This is a genomic window from Nucisporomicrobium flavum, from assembly GCF_016464385.1.
GTDB classification, from domain to species: domain Bacteria; phylum Actinomycetota; class Actinomycetes; order Mycobacteriales; family Micromonosporaceae; genus Actinoplanes; species Actinoplanes flavus_A.
This window is the reverse complement of sequence record NZ_JADMLH010000004.1, coordinates 79823-94948: the sequence shown is the minus strand read 5'-3', so window position 1 is coordinate 94948 and position 15126 is coordinate 79823. Positions and strand designations below refer to the sequence as shown.

Here is a 15126-nt window from a genome sequence, read left to right as displayed (position 1 = left end):
CCCTTGTGATCCGACTCTCAGAGTAGGCCCTCAGCCGCAGGTGGGAAGTGCTGATGGACGACACCCGGGAGCCCTCCCACCCCAGGCCACGAGCCTGAGTAGGCAGGCGGGAGAAAGCCACCGGGAGGTGAGTAGGACGGCGGCCGAAATCCCGAGGGAACGCGCCCGCACGCTAAGTAAGGGCCGCCCGTCACACGAGCCGAGCAAGGAAGGACAGGCAAGAGAAGGGCAGGGCGGGCGAGGACGGGCAGGAAGGGCGAGGCGCGCAAGGAAGGACAGCAAGGCGAGCCGTGCGAAGAGAGGCCAGCCGGCCGAGCCGGAAGGAAGCAAGGAGCAGACGTCAGTCGAGGCCGAGCGCCCGGGTCGTCGGCGGCAGCAGGCACAGCAGCGCCACCCCCGCACCGAGGACCATCATCAGCGCGCCCGCCCAGGCCGGTCCCGTCTGCAGCAGGAACCCGCCCGACGCGATGATGAAAAGCTGCACCACGATCGCAGGCCCGCGCGCCCGGGGTGATCGTCGCGCCAGCGCGCGGCCGACCAGGAAGACCGCCGCGGCGCCGAGGGCCGCGAACACGGTGAGGGAGATCGCCACCGCGAGGCTGCCGGCGTCGGCGGTCACGTCCAGCACCATCAGGTACGCCGTGAGCACGATCAGCCCCACCGCCTCGGCGAGCAGCAGGCGTACCGCCCAGACCAGGGTCGCGGGGGAAGTCACCGCTGTACGATACCGGCCAGCTCAGCGGGGTCTTGAGGGGTACAGTGCCGCGCATGCGAGCGTTACTGGTGGTTAACCCCAAGGCCACCACGACGAGTGAGCGCAGCCGAGACGTGCTGGTCCGAGCCCTGCGCAGCGAGGTCGAGCTGACGGTGGAGTACACGCTGAAGCGCGGGCACGCCACGTCGCTGGCCCGGGCCGCGGCCGAGAGCGGCGTCGATGTCGTGGTGACGCTGGGCGGCGACGGTACGGTGAACGAGGCGGTCAACGGGCTGATGACCGCCGAGCCGGGTCTCACCTCGCGGGGCACCTCTCCGGCGTTCCGGCTGCCGGCGCTCGCGGTGGTTCCCGGCGGCTCCACCAATGTCTTCGCCCGCGCGCTCGGGCTGCCCCGGGACTGGGTCGAGGGCACCGGCGTGATCTTGGACGGGTTGCGCTCGGGACGGCACCGGGTGATCGGGCTGGGCCGCGCGGACGACCGCTATTTCACCTTCACCGCCGGCATGGGGCTCGACGCCGCGGTGACCCGCCGGGTCGAGCAGGCGCGGCTGCGCGGACGGACGTCCACCCCGGGGCTTTATGTACGGTCGCTCATCGGCCAGGTGTTGTCGGGCGAGGACCGCAAAGCGCCGCCCCTGACGATCGAGCGCCCGGGCGAGGAACCGGATTCGGGGCTGGGGACCGTCATCATCCAGAACACGGCCCCGTGGACGTACGTGGGCGACCGGCCGATCAACCCGAACCCGGACGCCTCGTTCGACCGGGGACTTGACGTACTGGCCCTTCGTAGCCTAGGCGTGGCGACAACAACACGCACAGTGACGCAGATGACGGTTCGGAATCCGGATCCGCGGGGGCGCCACGTGCTCCGGCTGCACGACCAGGCGGAGTTCACCGTGGTCGCCAGCCGCCCGCAGGCGTTCCAGCTCGACGGGGATTACCTGGGTGAGCGTCAGAAGGTGCACTTTCTGTCCGTCCCCCAGGCGCTACGTGTGATCTGCTGAGGACTGGGTAGGTCGGGACAGGTCGCCGCTCACGATCCGTTACAGAAACACGGCCAAAAGGTCGGCAATGCGGCCCGCACCGTACTACATTGATGGGAGCGTTCATCCGCCGGCACCGGGAGAAGCCCCGGAACCGGACAAAGGGGTCGTGAGCTAGCTCACCCGCTCGGAGATTTTCCGAGCGCTACCCTTGACATCGCGGGAGTTCGTGAAAGCATTCACAAGCGATATGAAGTAACCGGATGCCGCCCGCCCGCGTTCCTAATCCAGAAGACGCGGAACGGCGTCCTGAACAAAAGCTTGCTCACGCACTGGTGACCGGACGAACGCTGTCCGTCGGCCGCCACCGCGTATGCAGATAAAAGTAAGTAGTTAGTCCGCACCATTTCGTTACCCCATCCGAAACAAGGAGTGTTGCCGCCATGGACTGGCGCCACGATGCGATCTGCCGCGACGAGGACCCGGAGCTGTTCTTCCCGATCGGGACGTCCGGCCCCGCGCTCCTGCAGGTCGAGCAGGCCAAGGCCGTGTGCCGCCGGTGCCCCGTGACCGAGTCCTGCCTGCAGTGGGCACTCGAGTCCGGTCAGGACGCCGGCGTATGGGGCGGTATGAGCGAGGACGAGCGGCGCGCCGTGAAGCGTCGCGGCGGCCTTCGGGTCGGCGCTCCGACTGCCTGACTAATCCCTCACAGCATTCACGCCCCGGGCCCATGACGGCGCCGGGGCGTCGTGCTGTCCGGGGAATCATCGACCGTTTCCACGCGATTACGGCAAGCAATGGTGACGCAGGGCATGAATGAGATCACGGATCTTCGCGAAATGATCTCGAAATCGTCGCAGTCGTTGACACCATTGGTTCCCGCCCCCACACGCTCCGTTGTGGACGAATCCCGCGCAGCCGCGGGACCGAAGGCGATCACCCGGAAACGCACAGTCACCCACCTGGCGTAACCAGGAAGCACCGCGGGCACCTCAGGGGCGGCGAACGGGCAAGTTGCCCACCGTGGAGCGACAGCCGCTCAGGCGGCGTACGCGGCCTCGGCCCGGGCGGCAGCCGTCACGCGCGCAGCCACCAGCTCCGCCACGGCAGGAACATCGGTGAGCGGCTCAGCCACCACCCGCACCCCGGCCTCCCGGGCCGACGCCACCGCGGAATCCCACAGCAGCCCGGGCGCGAGGAAGTACGACGCCAACCCCACCCGCCGGCACCCCGACCCGACAAGATCGCGTACGGCGTCCCCGGCGAGCGGCGGGGCGGCCGAGGCATAGGCGACGCGGCAGGGAACGCCCAAGCGAGCGCTCAGGGCCGCTGCCGCCTCCTCCACGGTCCCCCGCGCCGCGGCATCCCGGGTCCCGGCCGCCGCAAGCACCACCCCGTCCACCAGACCATCAGCACCCGCAGCCCGCACGCCGCCGGATGAGCGACCAGCACCCGCGGACCGCAGCCTCGACTCCAGCCCGTCCAGCAGAAGCTCCGGCACCCGCCCGCCGACCGGCCCCAGCACCTCGGCCAGCGCGACGTCCAGCCGTACCCCGTCCGCCCGCGCAGCGGTGATCTCGCCCGGAACGTCGACGCGGCCGTGGTAAGCCGCCGTGAGCAGCAGCGGCACCAGCACCGCGCGCCGGTGGCCGGCCGCGTCGAACGACGCGAGCACCTGGCGGGGCCGGGGAACGCTGTGGTCGAGGTACGACGCTCGGACGTCCCACTCGGGGTGCCTGGCGCGCACCACGGCCGCCAGCGCTTCGGTGGCCTGCGCGGCTCGCGGGTCGCGGCTGCCGTGGGCGACCAGCGCGACGGCTAGATGTGCAGGCCGCATTCGGTCTTCTCGAACATCGCCCAGCGGCCCGCGCGCGGATCCTCGCCGGCCTTGGTGCGGCGGGTGCACGGCCAGCAGCCGATCGAGCCGTACCCCTTCTTGAAGAGCTCGTTGACCGGGACGTTCCAGCGGGCGATGTAGCGGTCCACGTCGGACTGGGTCCAGGCCGCGATCGGGTTGACCTTGACCTTGCCCTTCTTCGCGTCGAACGCCACCACCGGGGTGTTCGCGCGGGTCGGGGACTCGTCGCGGCGCAGGCCCGTGGCCCAGGAGTCGTAGTCGGCGAGGGCGCGCTCGAGCGGCTCGACCTTGCGCAGGAAGCAGCACTCGTCGGGGTTGCGGGCGAACAGCCGGGGGCCGAACTCGCCGTCCTGCTGGCCGACGGTCATCCGCGGGCGGATCGAGCGCACGTTGACGTTCATCGTGCGGGCGACGGTGTCGCGGATCTTCAGCGTCTCCGGGAAGTGCAGGCCGGTGTCGAGGAACACGACGTCGACGCCGGGGGCGACCCGCGAGAACAGGTGCGCGACGACGGCGTCGGCCATCGAGCTGGTCACGCAGAACCGCTCGCCGAACGTCGAGGCGGCCCAGCGCGCGATCTCCTCGGCCGGCGCATCGGCAAGCAGCGCGGCGCCCTCCGCGGCCAGAGACGACAGTTCAGCGCGCGAGCGGCGCGCGGGGTCGGCCGGGGTGGCCGGAGCCCCGAGGGACACCAGGCCGAGGTTGGCGGCTGTCACGACAGTCATCGGTTCACTCCCTTGGAAAGCAGCCCGTTGAACTTGACCGTGAAGACTCGGGCGCAGGAGTGGCACTCCCACGCTCCATGCGAGGCCTCATTCGGGTAGAGGTCCTCTTCGCCGCAGTAGGGGCAGTACAGCGGGGTGCTTCTGGCGTCGCTCATTTCAGCAACTCCTCGTCGGCCCGGACGACCCAGTCGGCGAAGGCCTCGCCGCTGGTGCGCCCCTCCAGGTATCGACGGGCGAGCCGCTCGACGTAGTCGGGAAGTTCTTCGGCGGTGGCCTTGAGGCCACGCACCTTGCGGCCGAAGCCGGCGGTCTGGCCCTGCGCCATGCCCAGCCCACCGCCGAGGTGGATCTGGAAGCCCTCGACCTGCTCGCCGTGGGCGTTCATGACCAACTGGCCCTTGAGCCCGATGTCGGCGACCTGGGTGCGGGCGCAGGCGTTCGGGCAGCCGTTGATGTGGATCGAGATGTCCGCGTCGAAGTCCTTGATCCGCTCCTCGAGGCGGGCCACCAGCTCCTCGCCGCGCGCCTTGGTCTCGACGATCGCGAGCTTGCAGTACTCGATGCCGGTGCAGGCCATGGTGCCGCGCCGCCACGCCGACGGACGGGCCTCCAGCCCGATGCCGCGCAGGCCCGCGATGAGCGGTTCCACCTGGTCGTCGGCAATATCAAGAACGAGAAGCTTCTGGTACGGGGTCAGGCGCACGCGGTCTGATCCGTGCGCCGCCACCACGTCGGCCAGCCGGGTGAGCTGGGTACCCGAGGAGCGGCCGACGACCGGGGCGGCACCGACGTAGTTGCGCCCGTCGCGCTGCTTGTGCACGCCGATGTGGTCGATCGGCTTGTCGGGCAGCGCCGGCGGCGGACCGTCGATCAGGGCCCGGCCCAGGTACTCCTTCTCGAGCACCTCGCGGAACTTCGCCACACCCCAGTCGGCCAGCAGGAACTTCAGCCGGGCCCGGTTGCGCAGGCGCCGGTACCCGTAGTCGCGGAAGATCCCGACCACGCCCTCCCAGACGTCGGGGATCTCCTCGAGCGGCACCCAGACGCCCAGCCGCTCGGCGAGCCGCGGGTTGGTGGACAAGCCGCCGCCGACCCACAGGTCGAAGCCGGGGCCGTGCTGCGGGTGCACCACGCCGAGCATCGCGATGTCGTTGACCTCGTGCGGCGTGTCGGCCAGCCAGGAGATCGACGTCTTGAACTTGCGGGGCAGGTTGGAGTAGCGCGGGTCGCCGAGGTAGCGCTCGACGATCGTGTCGATCGCCGGGGTGGGGTCCACGACCTCCTCGGTCGAGACGCCGGCGACCGGGCTGCCCAGCACGACGCGGGGACAGTCACCGCACGCCTCGGTGGTCTCCAGGCCGACCGCCTCGAGCCGGCGCCAGATCTCCGGCATGTCCTCGACGCGGATCCAGTGCAGCTGGATGTTCTGCCGGTCGGTGATGTCGGCGCTGTCGCGGGCGAACTCGGTGGAGATCTGGCCGATGGTGCGCAGCTGCGCGAGGCTCAGCGCGCCGCCGTCGATGCGCACGCGGAGCATGAAGTACTCGTCCTCGAGCTCGTGCGGTTCGAGCACCGCCGTACGCCCGCCGTCGATGCCGGCCTTGCGCTGGGTGTAGAGGCCCCACCAGCGGAAACGCCCACGCAGGTCCTGCGGGTCGATGCCCGCGAAGCCGGTGTGGGCGTAGATGTTCTCGATCCGGGCCCGGACGTTGAGCGGGTTGTCGTCCTTCTTCATCCGCTCGTTCGGGTTCAGGGGTTCACGGTGTCCGAGCGCCCACTGACCCTCGCCGCGCGCCTTGCGGGGGCGGGCTGCGGGAGTTGCGGGGGTGTTGCTGGGCGCCATGGCGGCGGTCCTCCGGAGATCGTGGGCACGCTGCGACGCTCACGGCAGGTCCCGCGACATCAGTGTCTGGAGGAAGCCGGCGCGTCGGGCGCGCCCGAGAAAATCAGTCGGGCGGCGTCAGGAAGCCGGACACATCGCGCTGCGGACGCGGCCGTAGTCGACGTGGCGACGGGCCACGAAGCGGCGGTCAACAGCAGCGGTCATGCCGGTAAGCCTCTCACGGGCGGCCATTCTCGGCCAGTGCGGTCCAGATTTCGGGAGTGTGTCGGCGCACACCTGCTTCGACGTTCATCTCGTGGTAGCCCATCCACCGTCCGCGATTCACCGGGCACCGCTAGAACCGGACGGCGTGACCGCCGCGACCCTCACCCGGACAGAAGAGACACCCGCCGAGGCGTCGCCGGGCGGGCGGATCGGGCCTCTCGTCTACCCCGCGGCGCTGCCCGCCCTCGCGATGCTCATCGCCGGGGCGATCGGGCTGACCCGGCCGGCGCTGGGCTGGGACGAGCACGCGACGTGGTCGGCGGCGGCGCGTACGCCGGGGGAGATTCTCGAGCTGGCGCGGACCATGGACGGGGTCATCGCGCCGTACTACCTGTTCGTGCACGTCTGGACGGGCGTGTTCGGGGACTCGGTGGCCGCGATCCGGGCGCCGTCGCTGATCGCCGTGGTGCTGGGTGCGGGGCTGGTCGGCGAGCTCGGGCGGCGCCTGTTCACCCCGGGCGTCGGGCTGACGGCGGGGCTCATCGTGGCCGCCGTACCGCAGCTGTCGCGGTATGCGCAGGAAGCTCGCGCGTACGGGATGGCCTTCTTCTTCGCAGTCCTCGCCACGCTCCTGCTGCACGTGGCGCTGGGCCGGCCGACGTGGCTTCGATGGATCGCGTACGGCATAGCGCTCACCCTGCTCGGCTACACGCACCTGATGGGTCTGCTGGTGCTCAGCGGTCACGTCGTCGCGGTGCTGCTGCGGCGCGACCGGCGGGTGCTGATCCGCTGGGCGGCCATGGTCACCGCCACGCTGCTGCTGGTCTCGCCGCTGGTCCGGCTCGGGCTGGCCCAGCGCGGCACCCAGCTCGAGTGGATCCCGCCGATGGACCTGCACCAGGTCCTCATCGCTCCCGGCGTGATCTTCGGGACGCCGGTCGCCGGCCTGCTCGTCGTCGGCCTCGCCCTGACCGCCCGCTGGGCACGCCCGCGGGTGCTGGGCGAGCTGGCCGCGCTGGCCGCGCTCCCACCCGCGCTGCTCATCGCGGTCTCGTTCGTCACCTCGCCGCTGTGGGTGCCGCGCTACGTGCTGGTCGTCGTCGTGCCGCTGGCCCTGCTGGCCGCCGTGGCGTTGCGCGGGCTGCCCGGCCGTACCGTCGTCGCGCTCGTCATGGTCGTGGCCGTGGGATTCGAGTCCCAGCAGGTGGTGCGCGGGCCCGCGGCGCACGGCGGCATGGACTTCCGCCGGGCCGCGGCGATCGTCCGCGCCGGTCAGCAGCCGGGTGACGGGGTGGTCTACGGCCGCATCGGTACGTGGTCCCTGCGCGCGGGCCTCGACTACGAGCTGCGCCACGGCCCGAAGCCGACCGACCTGCTGCTGCGCCGGACCGCGGCCGACGCAGGCGCACTGGAGGCGGTCGAGTGCCCGGAGCTGACGTGCTTCGACGCGCAGCGGGTCTGGTACGTCGGCGCGCGCCACCCCGGCGACCCGATGGCCGACGCCGGCGATGCGCTGCGGGCGAAGTTCGAGGCCGAATACCGCCGGACCGGCTACTGGCTGCTACCGCTGGGAACTATCGCGCTGTACCAGCGACGCACAGGCTGAGCTGCGACGCTGAGGGTGTGCAGACACTCGCACCCCTCGCTCCCCCGCGGCCCGAACCGGCGGCGGGAACAACCGTCCGTGACGAGTTGTGGGCCCGATGGCTGTGCTGGCTCGTCCCCACCGTGGTAGCCGGCGCGGTCGTCGGCTACCGGGCCGGTACGCCGGGGCCGTGGCGGGACGAGCTGGCGACGTGGAGCGCGGCTCACCGTACGGTGCCGCAGATCGTGGAGCTGGGCCGGCACATCGACGGCGTGACCGTGCCGTACTACCTGCTCGCCCACGTCATGGCCGGCTACGGCGACTCGATCCTGGTGCTGCGCACGCCCTCGATGCTCGCCGCCACGGCCACGGCCGGGGTTACGGCGCTGCTGGCCCGGCGGCTGTGGGGTACGCGCGCCGCGCTGGCGGCCGGGCTGCTCGTGGCGGCGATGCCGGTGATGTCGCGGTACGGGCAGGAGGCCCGCGGGTACGCCCTGGCCGCCCTGTTCGCGGTGACGGCGACGCTGTGCCTGCTGCGCGCGCTCGACTCGGCTCGATGGTGGGACTGGCTCGCGTACGCGACAAGCGCCCTGTTCCTGGGGTGGTCGCACCAGCTCGCGCTGCTCCTGCTCCTCGGCCACGCGGTGGCCGTCACGGTGATCAAGCGGCGGGCCCTGCTCGCGTGGCTCGCCGGTGTCGCCGTCGCGGCGGCGGGCATCCTGCCGTTCACCCTGCTCGGTGTGGGCCAGCACGCCGCCCAGCTCGGCTGGCTGTCCGCGGCCGAACCGTCGGACCTGGCCGGCATCGCCGAAACCGTCTTCCTGTCGGGCGTGATCGGCGGCGCGGTCTGCGCCCTCGCGGTCATGGCGCTCCGCGGCCGCTGGGCGCCGCTGCTCTTCCTGTCGGCCCTGCTACCGGTGCTGGCCCTGTACGCGATCGACCAGCTCGTCACGCCGATGTTCGTGGGCCGGTACCTGACGTTCGTCGTCCCGCTGCTGTGCGCGCTCGCCGGCCGGGCCCTCGCGGATCTCCGACTGCCGCTGGGCCTGGCCGTCGTCCTGGTGCTCGGGGCGATCGGGTTGCCTCTGCAGGAGGACCTCCGGCGTACGCACTCGGGCTCCGACTACCAGCGGGCGGCGGCGATCATCCATGACCAGGCCCGCCCCGGCGACGGGATCATCTACGCGCCGCGCGGCGGCTGGCACTTCGCGGACCTCGCGCTGCGGTACTACCTGGGCGACGACGTACCGAAGGATGTGCTGCTGCGGTCGGACGAGGTGGCGAACGCGTCGCTGTGGGCGACCGAGTGCGCCGAGCCCGCGGCCTGCCTGGCGGGCACGGACCGGGTGTGGACGCTCAGCGGCGACGACCTGGAGACCGGGCGCCGGGCGGGCCCCACCGACCAGCTCACGCCGGCGCAGCAAGCGGCGCTGAACGGCTCGTTCCGTCAGGTGTCGCAGGTGCGCGTCGACGGCTTCACCATCGCGCTGTTCGTCCGTTGACCGTTCATTCCAGGGGGATCTCGACCTCGTCGCGGAGGAGGCCGTAGATGACCATGTCGCGCCAGATGCCGTGGCGGAAGCGGACCCCGCGGAGCAGGCCCTCGCGCCGGAAGCCGATCTTCTCCAGGGCCGTCTGCTCGGCGACGTTCTCGGCGTCGGTCTGTGCCTCGAGCCGGTTGGCCGTCGTGTAGCGCAGCAGGTACTGCACCAGCATGCTCTGCGCCGCCGTGCCGTAGCCGCGGCCGCGGTGCTCGGGGAGCAGGGCGAGGCCGATCTCGTAGCAGCCGCCGATCGGGCCGCCGCGGGTGCGCGCCTCCCAGCTGGCGATGCCGATCACCAGGTCGTCGGGACGTACGACCGCGAGCGCCGTCGAGCGGGTGCCGATGTAGCCGTCGGTCTCCCAGCGGCGGCGGCGGGCCCGCGCGTCGGTGAAGCCCGCCCATTCGTACGGGCCCAGCGCGTCGGGATCCGTGTCCAGGCGTTCCAGGAAGGGCAGGTCGCCCTCGACGAAGGGGCGCAGGGCCGGGGAGTCGTGCATGCACACCTCGAAGGACGGGCGGCCGGGCCGCGGAGGATCAGGATGTCACCGGGGCGGGCCGGCGGGCAGCGCGAGGGACAGCGCGAGCGACTCGTCGAGCACCATCAGCCCCCGGCCGGCGAACTCGTCGAGGGCCTCGCGGATCTGCGCCGGCGTCAGGCTCCCGCCCAGCCGGTCGTGCACCGCCGCGGCCGTGATCGGGCGGTCGCTGCAGGCGGCGTACAGGTCGGCGAGCGGGCCCTCGAACGTGTACGTCCCCTCCGCGCCCGGGTGCCGGCCGTCGTAGATCTGCACCAGGCCCGGCGACGACCAGTACGTCAGGGTGGGGCGGCGGGCCGCGGACCACGCGTCGGACCAGGCCGCGGTCTCCTTCACCAGCGCGGTGTACGCGTCGGGCGGCAGCGCGCCGGGCAGGTCGTACTCGAAGAAGTAGGCCGCCTTGCCGAGGTCGACCGTGTCCGGGTACACGTACCGGTAGGTGGCCTCCGGGGTCCGCGACGGCGACTGGCCGAACAGCGGGCTGAACCGCTCGATCCACACCCGGCCGGCGCCGGTCGGCGGCTGGAGATGCACCAGGTGCGGCAGCACGGCGGCCTGCTGCGCGTAGTCCTGCTCGGTCTCGCCGGGGAATCCGTACAGCAGGTTCCAGCCGACCTCGACGCCGTAGTACGCCGCCCAGCGCAGCAGGTTGATGTTCTGCGCGGCCCGGGAGCCCTTGCGCATCAGCCGCAGCACCCGCGAGCTCAGCGACTCGATGCCCGGCTGGATCTGCGTGATCCCGGCCTGAGCCAGCGTGCGGACCTGCGCGCGGGTCAGGTTGGCCTTGACCTCGTAGAAGATCTGATACGTGACGCCCTCGGCGGCGAGCACCGGGAACAGGTCCTTGAGGTAGCCCATGTCCACGATGTTGTCGACGCCGTGGAAGCGGAAGCTGTGGTAGCGGCGGGCCTGGGTGACGAACTCGTCGGCCATCCGCTGCGGCGACTTGGCGCGGAACATCATCGTCGAGCCGTTCAGCCCGCAGAACGTGCAGTGGTGCTTCTCGCCCCACCAGCAGCCGCGCGACGACTCGAACGGGATCGGCACCGCGCCGGGCCCCGTACGCGGAAGCAGCCCCAGCCGTCCCGCCCGCTCGAAGTACTCGGCGTAGTCCGGCGCGGGCAGGTCGTCGAGCTGCCGCAGCGGCGGAGCCGGTGGCGTGGTCACCACCTCCCCGTCGAGGCGGCAGGCCACGCCGGGCTCGCCCGTGGGCGGGACGCCGGCGACGAGGCGGTCGAGCAGCCGGGGGAAGGCGGTGTCCGCCTCCCCCACGACGGCCAGGTCCACGCTCTCCACCGCGCGGACCCATTCCGGCCCCATCTCGCCGTCGAAGTTCGCACCGCCGAAGACGGTGATCAGCTCCGGGCGGTCCCGCTTCAGGCGGCGGGCGAGCGCGAACGACGCGGCGTTCTGCTGGAACGTCGAGGTGAACCCCGCAACCTTGACGCCGTCCCACACCGGGTCCGCGGCGAGCCGGTCGAGGTACGCGGGCACCTCGACGCGGCGGGTTTCCAGCAGCCGCGCCCGCCAGTCCCGCGAGTCGTCCCCGAGGTCGGCGAGCTCCGTGGCGAAGTCGTCGAGCAGCCGGCCGTCGGGGTCGGGTGCCTCCGGCCCGAACGCCTCCACCGAGAACAACCATTCCGCGATCAGGCGCGCCTGGCGACCGGCGAGCTGCCGGTAGTAATCGGCACCGATGCGGGCGGCGAAGTCCAGGTTGGCGTGCAGCGTGCGGACCGGGAAGCCGTGCCCCCGCAGGATCTCGCCGAGCAGGCCGAGCTGGATGGACGGCCAGTCGATGTCCATGAACGGCATCGACACCAGGACCACGGGCCACCCGGCACGATCGGCCGGATCGACCCGTGCCGGGTTCGGCAGAGGCGCGAGGGGCATGTCAGGGCTCGGTCACGACGATGCGGTTGATGGGGAGGCTCTCCGTCTGCGCCGCGCCCGGTGTGAAGGCGGAGCGGAACTGCTCCTGCACCGACGCGTCCCGCGGGGCGTCGCCGGTCGTCACCCCCAGCGCCGCACCGAGCACCGCGCCGGCGGCCAGACCGCCGAGCAGGACGACCGTGGATCGCCGTCCGGTTGTGCGTTTTGTGGTGTCGGACATTGTCATTCACCTTTCCTCAATGGATGGACGAGCTTTTCTCCCGCGAGCCGGGCCCGCGGCTGGTCGGCCTGGGGGTGGCCGAGGTCGTCGAGGATGTCGCCGGCTTCGCGCCACAGGGCGCCGGCCGCGGCGGGGTCGCCGGCAGCCTGCCGGGTGTCACCCAGGCGGAGCAGGGTGGTGGCCACCTCGTACCGGTCGCCGAGCCGGCGCCAGAGCTCCAGGGCGTGCTCGAAGCACACCGTGGCCTCGGCGTAGTCACCGAGCTGGTGGGTGGCGAAGCCGAGGGTGTCCCAGGTGTCGGCCTGACCGGGATAGTCGCCGACCTCGCGGTGCAGCTCCAGCGACTCCCGGCAGAACCGCAGGGCGTCGGTGTGCTGGCCGAGGTTGGCGGAATACCAGCCGATCCAGTTCAGCGCGTCCGCCTCGCCGGACCGGTCGCCCGCCTCCTGGAACAGGTCCCGGGCCAGCCTGGCCCGGTCCAGCGCGGCGGCGTGGTCGCTCTGGCGTTCCAGGATCCGGCCGAGGTCCAGGTGCAGGCGGGCGCTGCGGGCCTTCTCGCCGGACTTGCCGTACAGCTCGAGCGCCTGCCGGGCGTGGTCCGCGGCCTTGTCGAGGAGGTCCAGCTGGAGCAGGGCGATGCTGAGCAGCCGGTGGGCGAGCGCGGCGCCGTTCACGTCGCCGGTCCGCTCGCAGGCCTCCAGGGCGGCGCGCAGGCAGCCGGCCCACGCGTGCCACTTGCCCTGGTAGTTGAGGAACGCGGTGATGGTCCAGGTGAGCTGGCTCGCGTGCGCCGGGAAGCCGGCGCCGGTGGCGTGCATGATCGCCTCGACCAGGACGGACTGCTCGGTCAGGAACCAGGCGAGGGCGGCCTCGGCGCCGGTGAAGGTCAGGACGGTCGCCGCCGGGTCGGCGGGATCCACCGCGATGGGTTCCCGGTACGCGTACAGCAGCCGGTCGGCGCCGTGCGAGGTGTGCAGGTAGTGGTCGAGCACCCGGCGGGTCGCGGCGTGCCGGTCCGGTTCGGGGTCGATGTCGTGCGCCTGCTCGGCCGCGTACGCCCGCAGCAGATCGTGGAACGCGAACCGTCCCGGCGCCCGTTCCTCGAGCAGGTGTGCCCCGGACAGCTCGCCGAGCAGCCGCCGCACCTGCCGTACGGGCACCCCGGCCAGGCTGGCCGCGGCCGGATAGGTGATCTCGGGCCCGGGGTGCAGCCCGAGCAGCCGGAACAGGCGCGCCGCGTCATCGCTGAGCTGGTGGTACGACCACGACAGCACGGCCCGGGCATCGCTGCTCTCGGTCTCGCCCATGAACGCGTCCAGCCGTCCGGTCGCCTCGCGCAGTTCGGCGGCCAGCGCGGACAGCCGGTGGTGCGGGAACGCGGCGGCCCGGGCGGCGACGATGGCCAGCGCCAGCGGCAGCCCGGCGCACATGGTGACCAGGCCGGCCACGGCTTCCGGCTCGGCGGCGGCGCGCTCGGCGCCGAACCGGCGGGCCAGCAGCAGCGCGGCTTCGTCGTCGGCCAGCAGGTCCAGGGTCACCGGGACCGCCCCGGCGGCGACCAGCGCGGAGAGCCGGCGGCGGCTGGTGACCACGGCGGCGCTCCCGTGCGTGCCGGGCAGCAGCGGCAGCACCTGGTCAGTGTCGCGCGCGTTGTCGAGCACCACGAGCACCCGGCGACCGGCCAGGAGGCTGCGGAAGCGGGCCGCCCGGTCCGGCACGGTGGCGGGGATCTGCTGGGCCGGCACCCCGAACGCCTCGAGGAAACCGCGCAGCACCACGCCCGGGTCCATCGGGCCGCCCTGGGGGTCGAAGCCGCGCAGGTTCACGTACAGCTGGCCGTCGGGGTAGTCGGGGGCCACGCGGTGCGCCCACTGCAGCGCCAGCGAGGTCTTGCCGACGCCGGCGGTGCCGGTGATGGCCACGATCATCACGCTGTGGTCGGTGCCGGCCAGCGCGGTCAGCCGGTCCATCTCGGCCGTACGCCCGGTGAAGTGCGCCAGGGCGTGCGGCAGCTGGGCCGGCCCGGACGCCGCCGGGGCCTCGCGGGTCGCCGGGGCCGGCGGCGCGGGCGGGTGGGCCGCCGGGGCGCGGCGGGAGAGCTCGGCCTCGCCGTTGAGGATGCGCTGGTGCAGCATCTGCAGTTCCGGGTCGGGGTCGATGCCCAGTTCCGCCAGGAGGTGGTCGCGGGCCTCGCGGAAGGCGGCGAGGGCCTCGCCCTGCCGCCCGTCGCGGTACAGCGCGCGCATCAGCAGCCCGCGCAGCCGTTCCCGCAGCGGGTGCGCGGCCACCAGCCGGCGCAGCTCGGCCACGAGGTCCTGGTCGTTGCCGAGGGCCAGGTCGATGTCGATGCGTTCCTCGAGGGCCAGGATGTGACGCTCGGCGAGCCGGTCACGTTCGGCGTCCAGCAGCGGGCTGCTCAGCCCGTCGAGCACCGGGCCGCGCCAGAGGGCCAGCGCGGCGTGCAGGCGCTCGGACGCCGTCGCGAGGTCACCGGCCGCCCGGGCGGCGCGCGCCCCGGTGAGGCCCCGGTCGAAGCGCTCGAGGTCGAGGTGGTCCGGGGGCACGGACAGCAGGTATCCGGCGTCGGTCCAGGACAGCACCTCGGAGCGGGTACGGGCGGAGCGGACCGGGTCCAGCACCTGCCGCAGCCCGGACACGTGCTTCTGCAGGAGGTTCACCGCGTACGTGGGTGCGTCGTCGCCCCACACCGCGTCGATGAGCTGCTCGCGGCCGATGGGACGGTTGGCGTGCAGCGCCAGCGCGCCGAGGACGACCCGCTGTTTGACCGACCCGAGCGGCACCGCCGTCGTCCCGTGCCACGCCTGCAGCTGACCGAGGATGTCGAGGCGGACCGGACCATCGAGCGGGTTACTCACCACAGACCCTCGTCCGGCATCGGCATGCCCATTCCGATCGTGAACACGGTGGTGTCGCCCCCGAAACGAACACGAATGTCGAGTGTAGACGGAGAGACCCGGGGCGCTCCCCATCGAGCGAACCGGTCGATTTCCCGTCAAGGTGAAA

At 72.2% G+C, this 15126-nt stretch carries 12 protein-coding genes; 4 read left to right on the top strand and 8 right to left on the bottom strand.

Annotated features, from left to right (window positions below):
- Positions 1-340 precede the first annotated feature (340 nt).
- Positions 341-715: a hypothetical protein gene (locus IT780_RS12060; RefSeq protein ID WP_199511586.1), complete on the bottom strand. Its 375-nt coding sequence runs from the start codon at positions 713-715 to the stop codon at positions 341-343.
- Between the two features lie 53 nt (positions 716-768).
- Between IT780_RS12060 and IT780_RS12055 the strand changes: the two genes are divergently transcribed.
- Together IT780_RS12055 and IT780_RS12050 are read left to right on the top strand one after the other, a co-directional pair.
- Positions 769-1719 carry a diacylglycerol/lipid kinase family protein gene (locus IT780_RS12055; protein WP_199511585.1) on the top strand — a complete coding sequence of 317 codons (951 nt, stop codon included), beginning with the start codon at positions 769-771 and terminating at the stop codon, positions 1717-1719.
- 422 nt (positions 1720-2141) lie between these two features.
- The gene (locus tag IT780_RS12050) at positions 2142-2396 is read left to right on the top strand and encodes a WhiB family transcriptional regulator (RefSeq protein ID WP_043524653.1); all 255 of its coding nucleotides are present in this window, start codon (positions 2142-2144) and stop codon (positions 2394-2396) included.
- Positions 2397-2737: 341 nt separating this feature from the next.
- Here the strand turns inward: IT780_RS12050 and IT780_RS12045 are convergent, their stop codons facing one another.
- The 3 genes from IT780_RS12045 to IT780_RS12030 form a co-directional block, all read right to left on the bottom strand.
- A complete protein-coding gene (locus tag IT780_RS12045; protein ID WP_199511584.1) occupies positions 2738-3535 on the bottom strand; it encodes a sirohydrochlorin chelatase in 798 nt (265 codons plus the stop codon).
- On the bottom strand, positions 3517-4281 hold the full coding sequence (locus IT780_RS12040) for a phosphoadenylyl-sulfate reductase (protein ID WP_199511583.1): 765 nt from the start codon (positions 4279-4281) through the stop codon (positions 3517-3519). The genes IT780_RS12045 and IT780_RS12040 overlap by 19 nt, the downstream gene beginning before the upstream one ends.
- Before the next feature lie 151 nt (positions 4282-4432).
- Complete coding sequence (locus IT780_RS12030; RefSeq protein WP_199511582.1) at positions 4433-6124, bottom strand: nitrite/sulfite reductase; 1692 nt, start codon at positions 6122-6124, stop codon at positions 4433-4435.
- A gap of 349 nt (positions 6125-6473) precedes the next feature.
- On the opposite strand from IT780_RS12030, the gene IT780_RS12025 reads away from it, so the two are divergent.
- Positions 6474-7934: a glycosyltransferase family 39 protein gene (locus IT780_RS12025; RefSeq protein WP_199511581.1), complete on the top strand. Its 1461-nt coding sequence runs from the start codon at positions 6474-6476 to the stop codon at positions 7932-7934.
- A gap of 17 nt (positions 7935-7951) precedes the next feature.
- On the top strand, positions 7952-9415 hold the full coding sequence (locus IT780_RS12020; RefSeq protein ID WP_307831157.1) for a glycosyltransferase family 39 protein: 1464 nt from the start codon (positions 7952-7954) through the stop codon (positions 9413-9415).
- Between the two features lie 4 nt (positions 9416-9419).
- Here the strand turns inward: IT780_RS12020 and IT780_RS12015 are convergent, their stop codons facing one another.
- From IT780_RS12015 to IT780_RS12000, 4 genes are read right to left on the bottom strand one after another with little or no spacing between them, the layout of a single operon-like run.
- The gene (locus IT780_RS12015) at positions 9420-9953 is read right to left on the bottom strand and encodes a GNAT family N-acetyltransferase (protein ID WP_199511580.1); all 534 of its coding nucleotides are present in this window, start codon (positions 9951-9953) and stop codon (positions 9420-9422) included.
- Between the two features lie 45 nt (positions 9954-9998).
- Positions 9999-11882, bottom strand: a complete 1884-nt coding sequence (locus IT780_RS12010; protein WP_199511579.1) for a RiPP maturation radical SAM C-methyltransferase — start codon at positions 11880-11882, stop codon at positions 9999-10001.
- A gap of 1 nt (position 11883) precedes the next feature.
- Complete coding sequence (locus IT780_RS12005) at positions 11884-12102, bottom strand: hypothetical protein (protein WP_199511578.1); 219 nt, start codon at positions 12100-12102, stop codon at positions 11884-11886.
- A 2-nt stretch (positions 12103-12104) separates the two neighbouring features.
- On the bottom strand, positions 12105-14978 hold the full coding sequence (locus IT780_RS12000; protein WP_199511577.1) for an AfsR/SARP family transcriptional regulator: 2874 nt from the start codon (positions 14976-14978) through the stop codon (positions 12105-12107).
- Between the last annotated feature and the right edge of the window lie 148 nt (positions 14979-15126).

What these genes read in the sequence shown, in the direction of transcription:
- IT780_RS12055 (WP_199511585.1), top strand. Translation starts at nt 769, where the DNA reads ATGCGAGCGTTACTGGTGGTTAACCCCAAGGCCACCACGACGAGTGAG.
- IT780_RS12050 (WP_043524653.1), top strand. Translation starts at nt 2,142, where the DNA reads ATGGACTGGCGCCACGATGCGATCTGCCGCGACGAGGACCCGGAGCTG.
- IT780_RS12045 (WP_199511584.1), bottom strand. Translation starts at nt 3,535, where the DNA reads ATGCGGCCTGCACATCTAGCCGTCGCGCTGGTCGCCCACGGCAGCCGC.
- IT780_RS12040 (WP_199511583.1), bottom strand. Translation starts at nt 4,281, where the DNA reads ATGACTGTCGTGACAGCCGCCAACCTCGGCCTGGTGTCCCTCGGGGCT.
- IT780_RS12030 (WP_199511582.1), bottom strand. Translation starts at nt 6,124, where the DNA reads ATGGCGCCCAGCAACACCCCCGCAACTCCCGCAGCCCGCCCCCGCAAG.
- IT780_RS12015 (WP_199511580.1), bottom strand. Translation starts at nt 9,953, where the DNA reads ATGCACGACTCCCCGGCCCTGCGCCCCTTCGTCGAGGGCGACCTGCCC.
- IT780_RS12010 (WP_199511579.1), bottom strand. Translation starts at nt 11,882, where the DNA reads ATGCCCCTCGCGCCTCTGCCGAACCCGGCACGGGTCGATCCGGCCGAT.
- IT780_RS12005 (WP_199511578.1), bottom strand. Translation starts at nt 12,102, where the DNA reads ATGTCCGACACCACAAAACGCACAACCGGACGGCGATCCACGGTCGTC.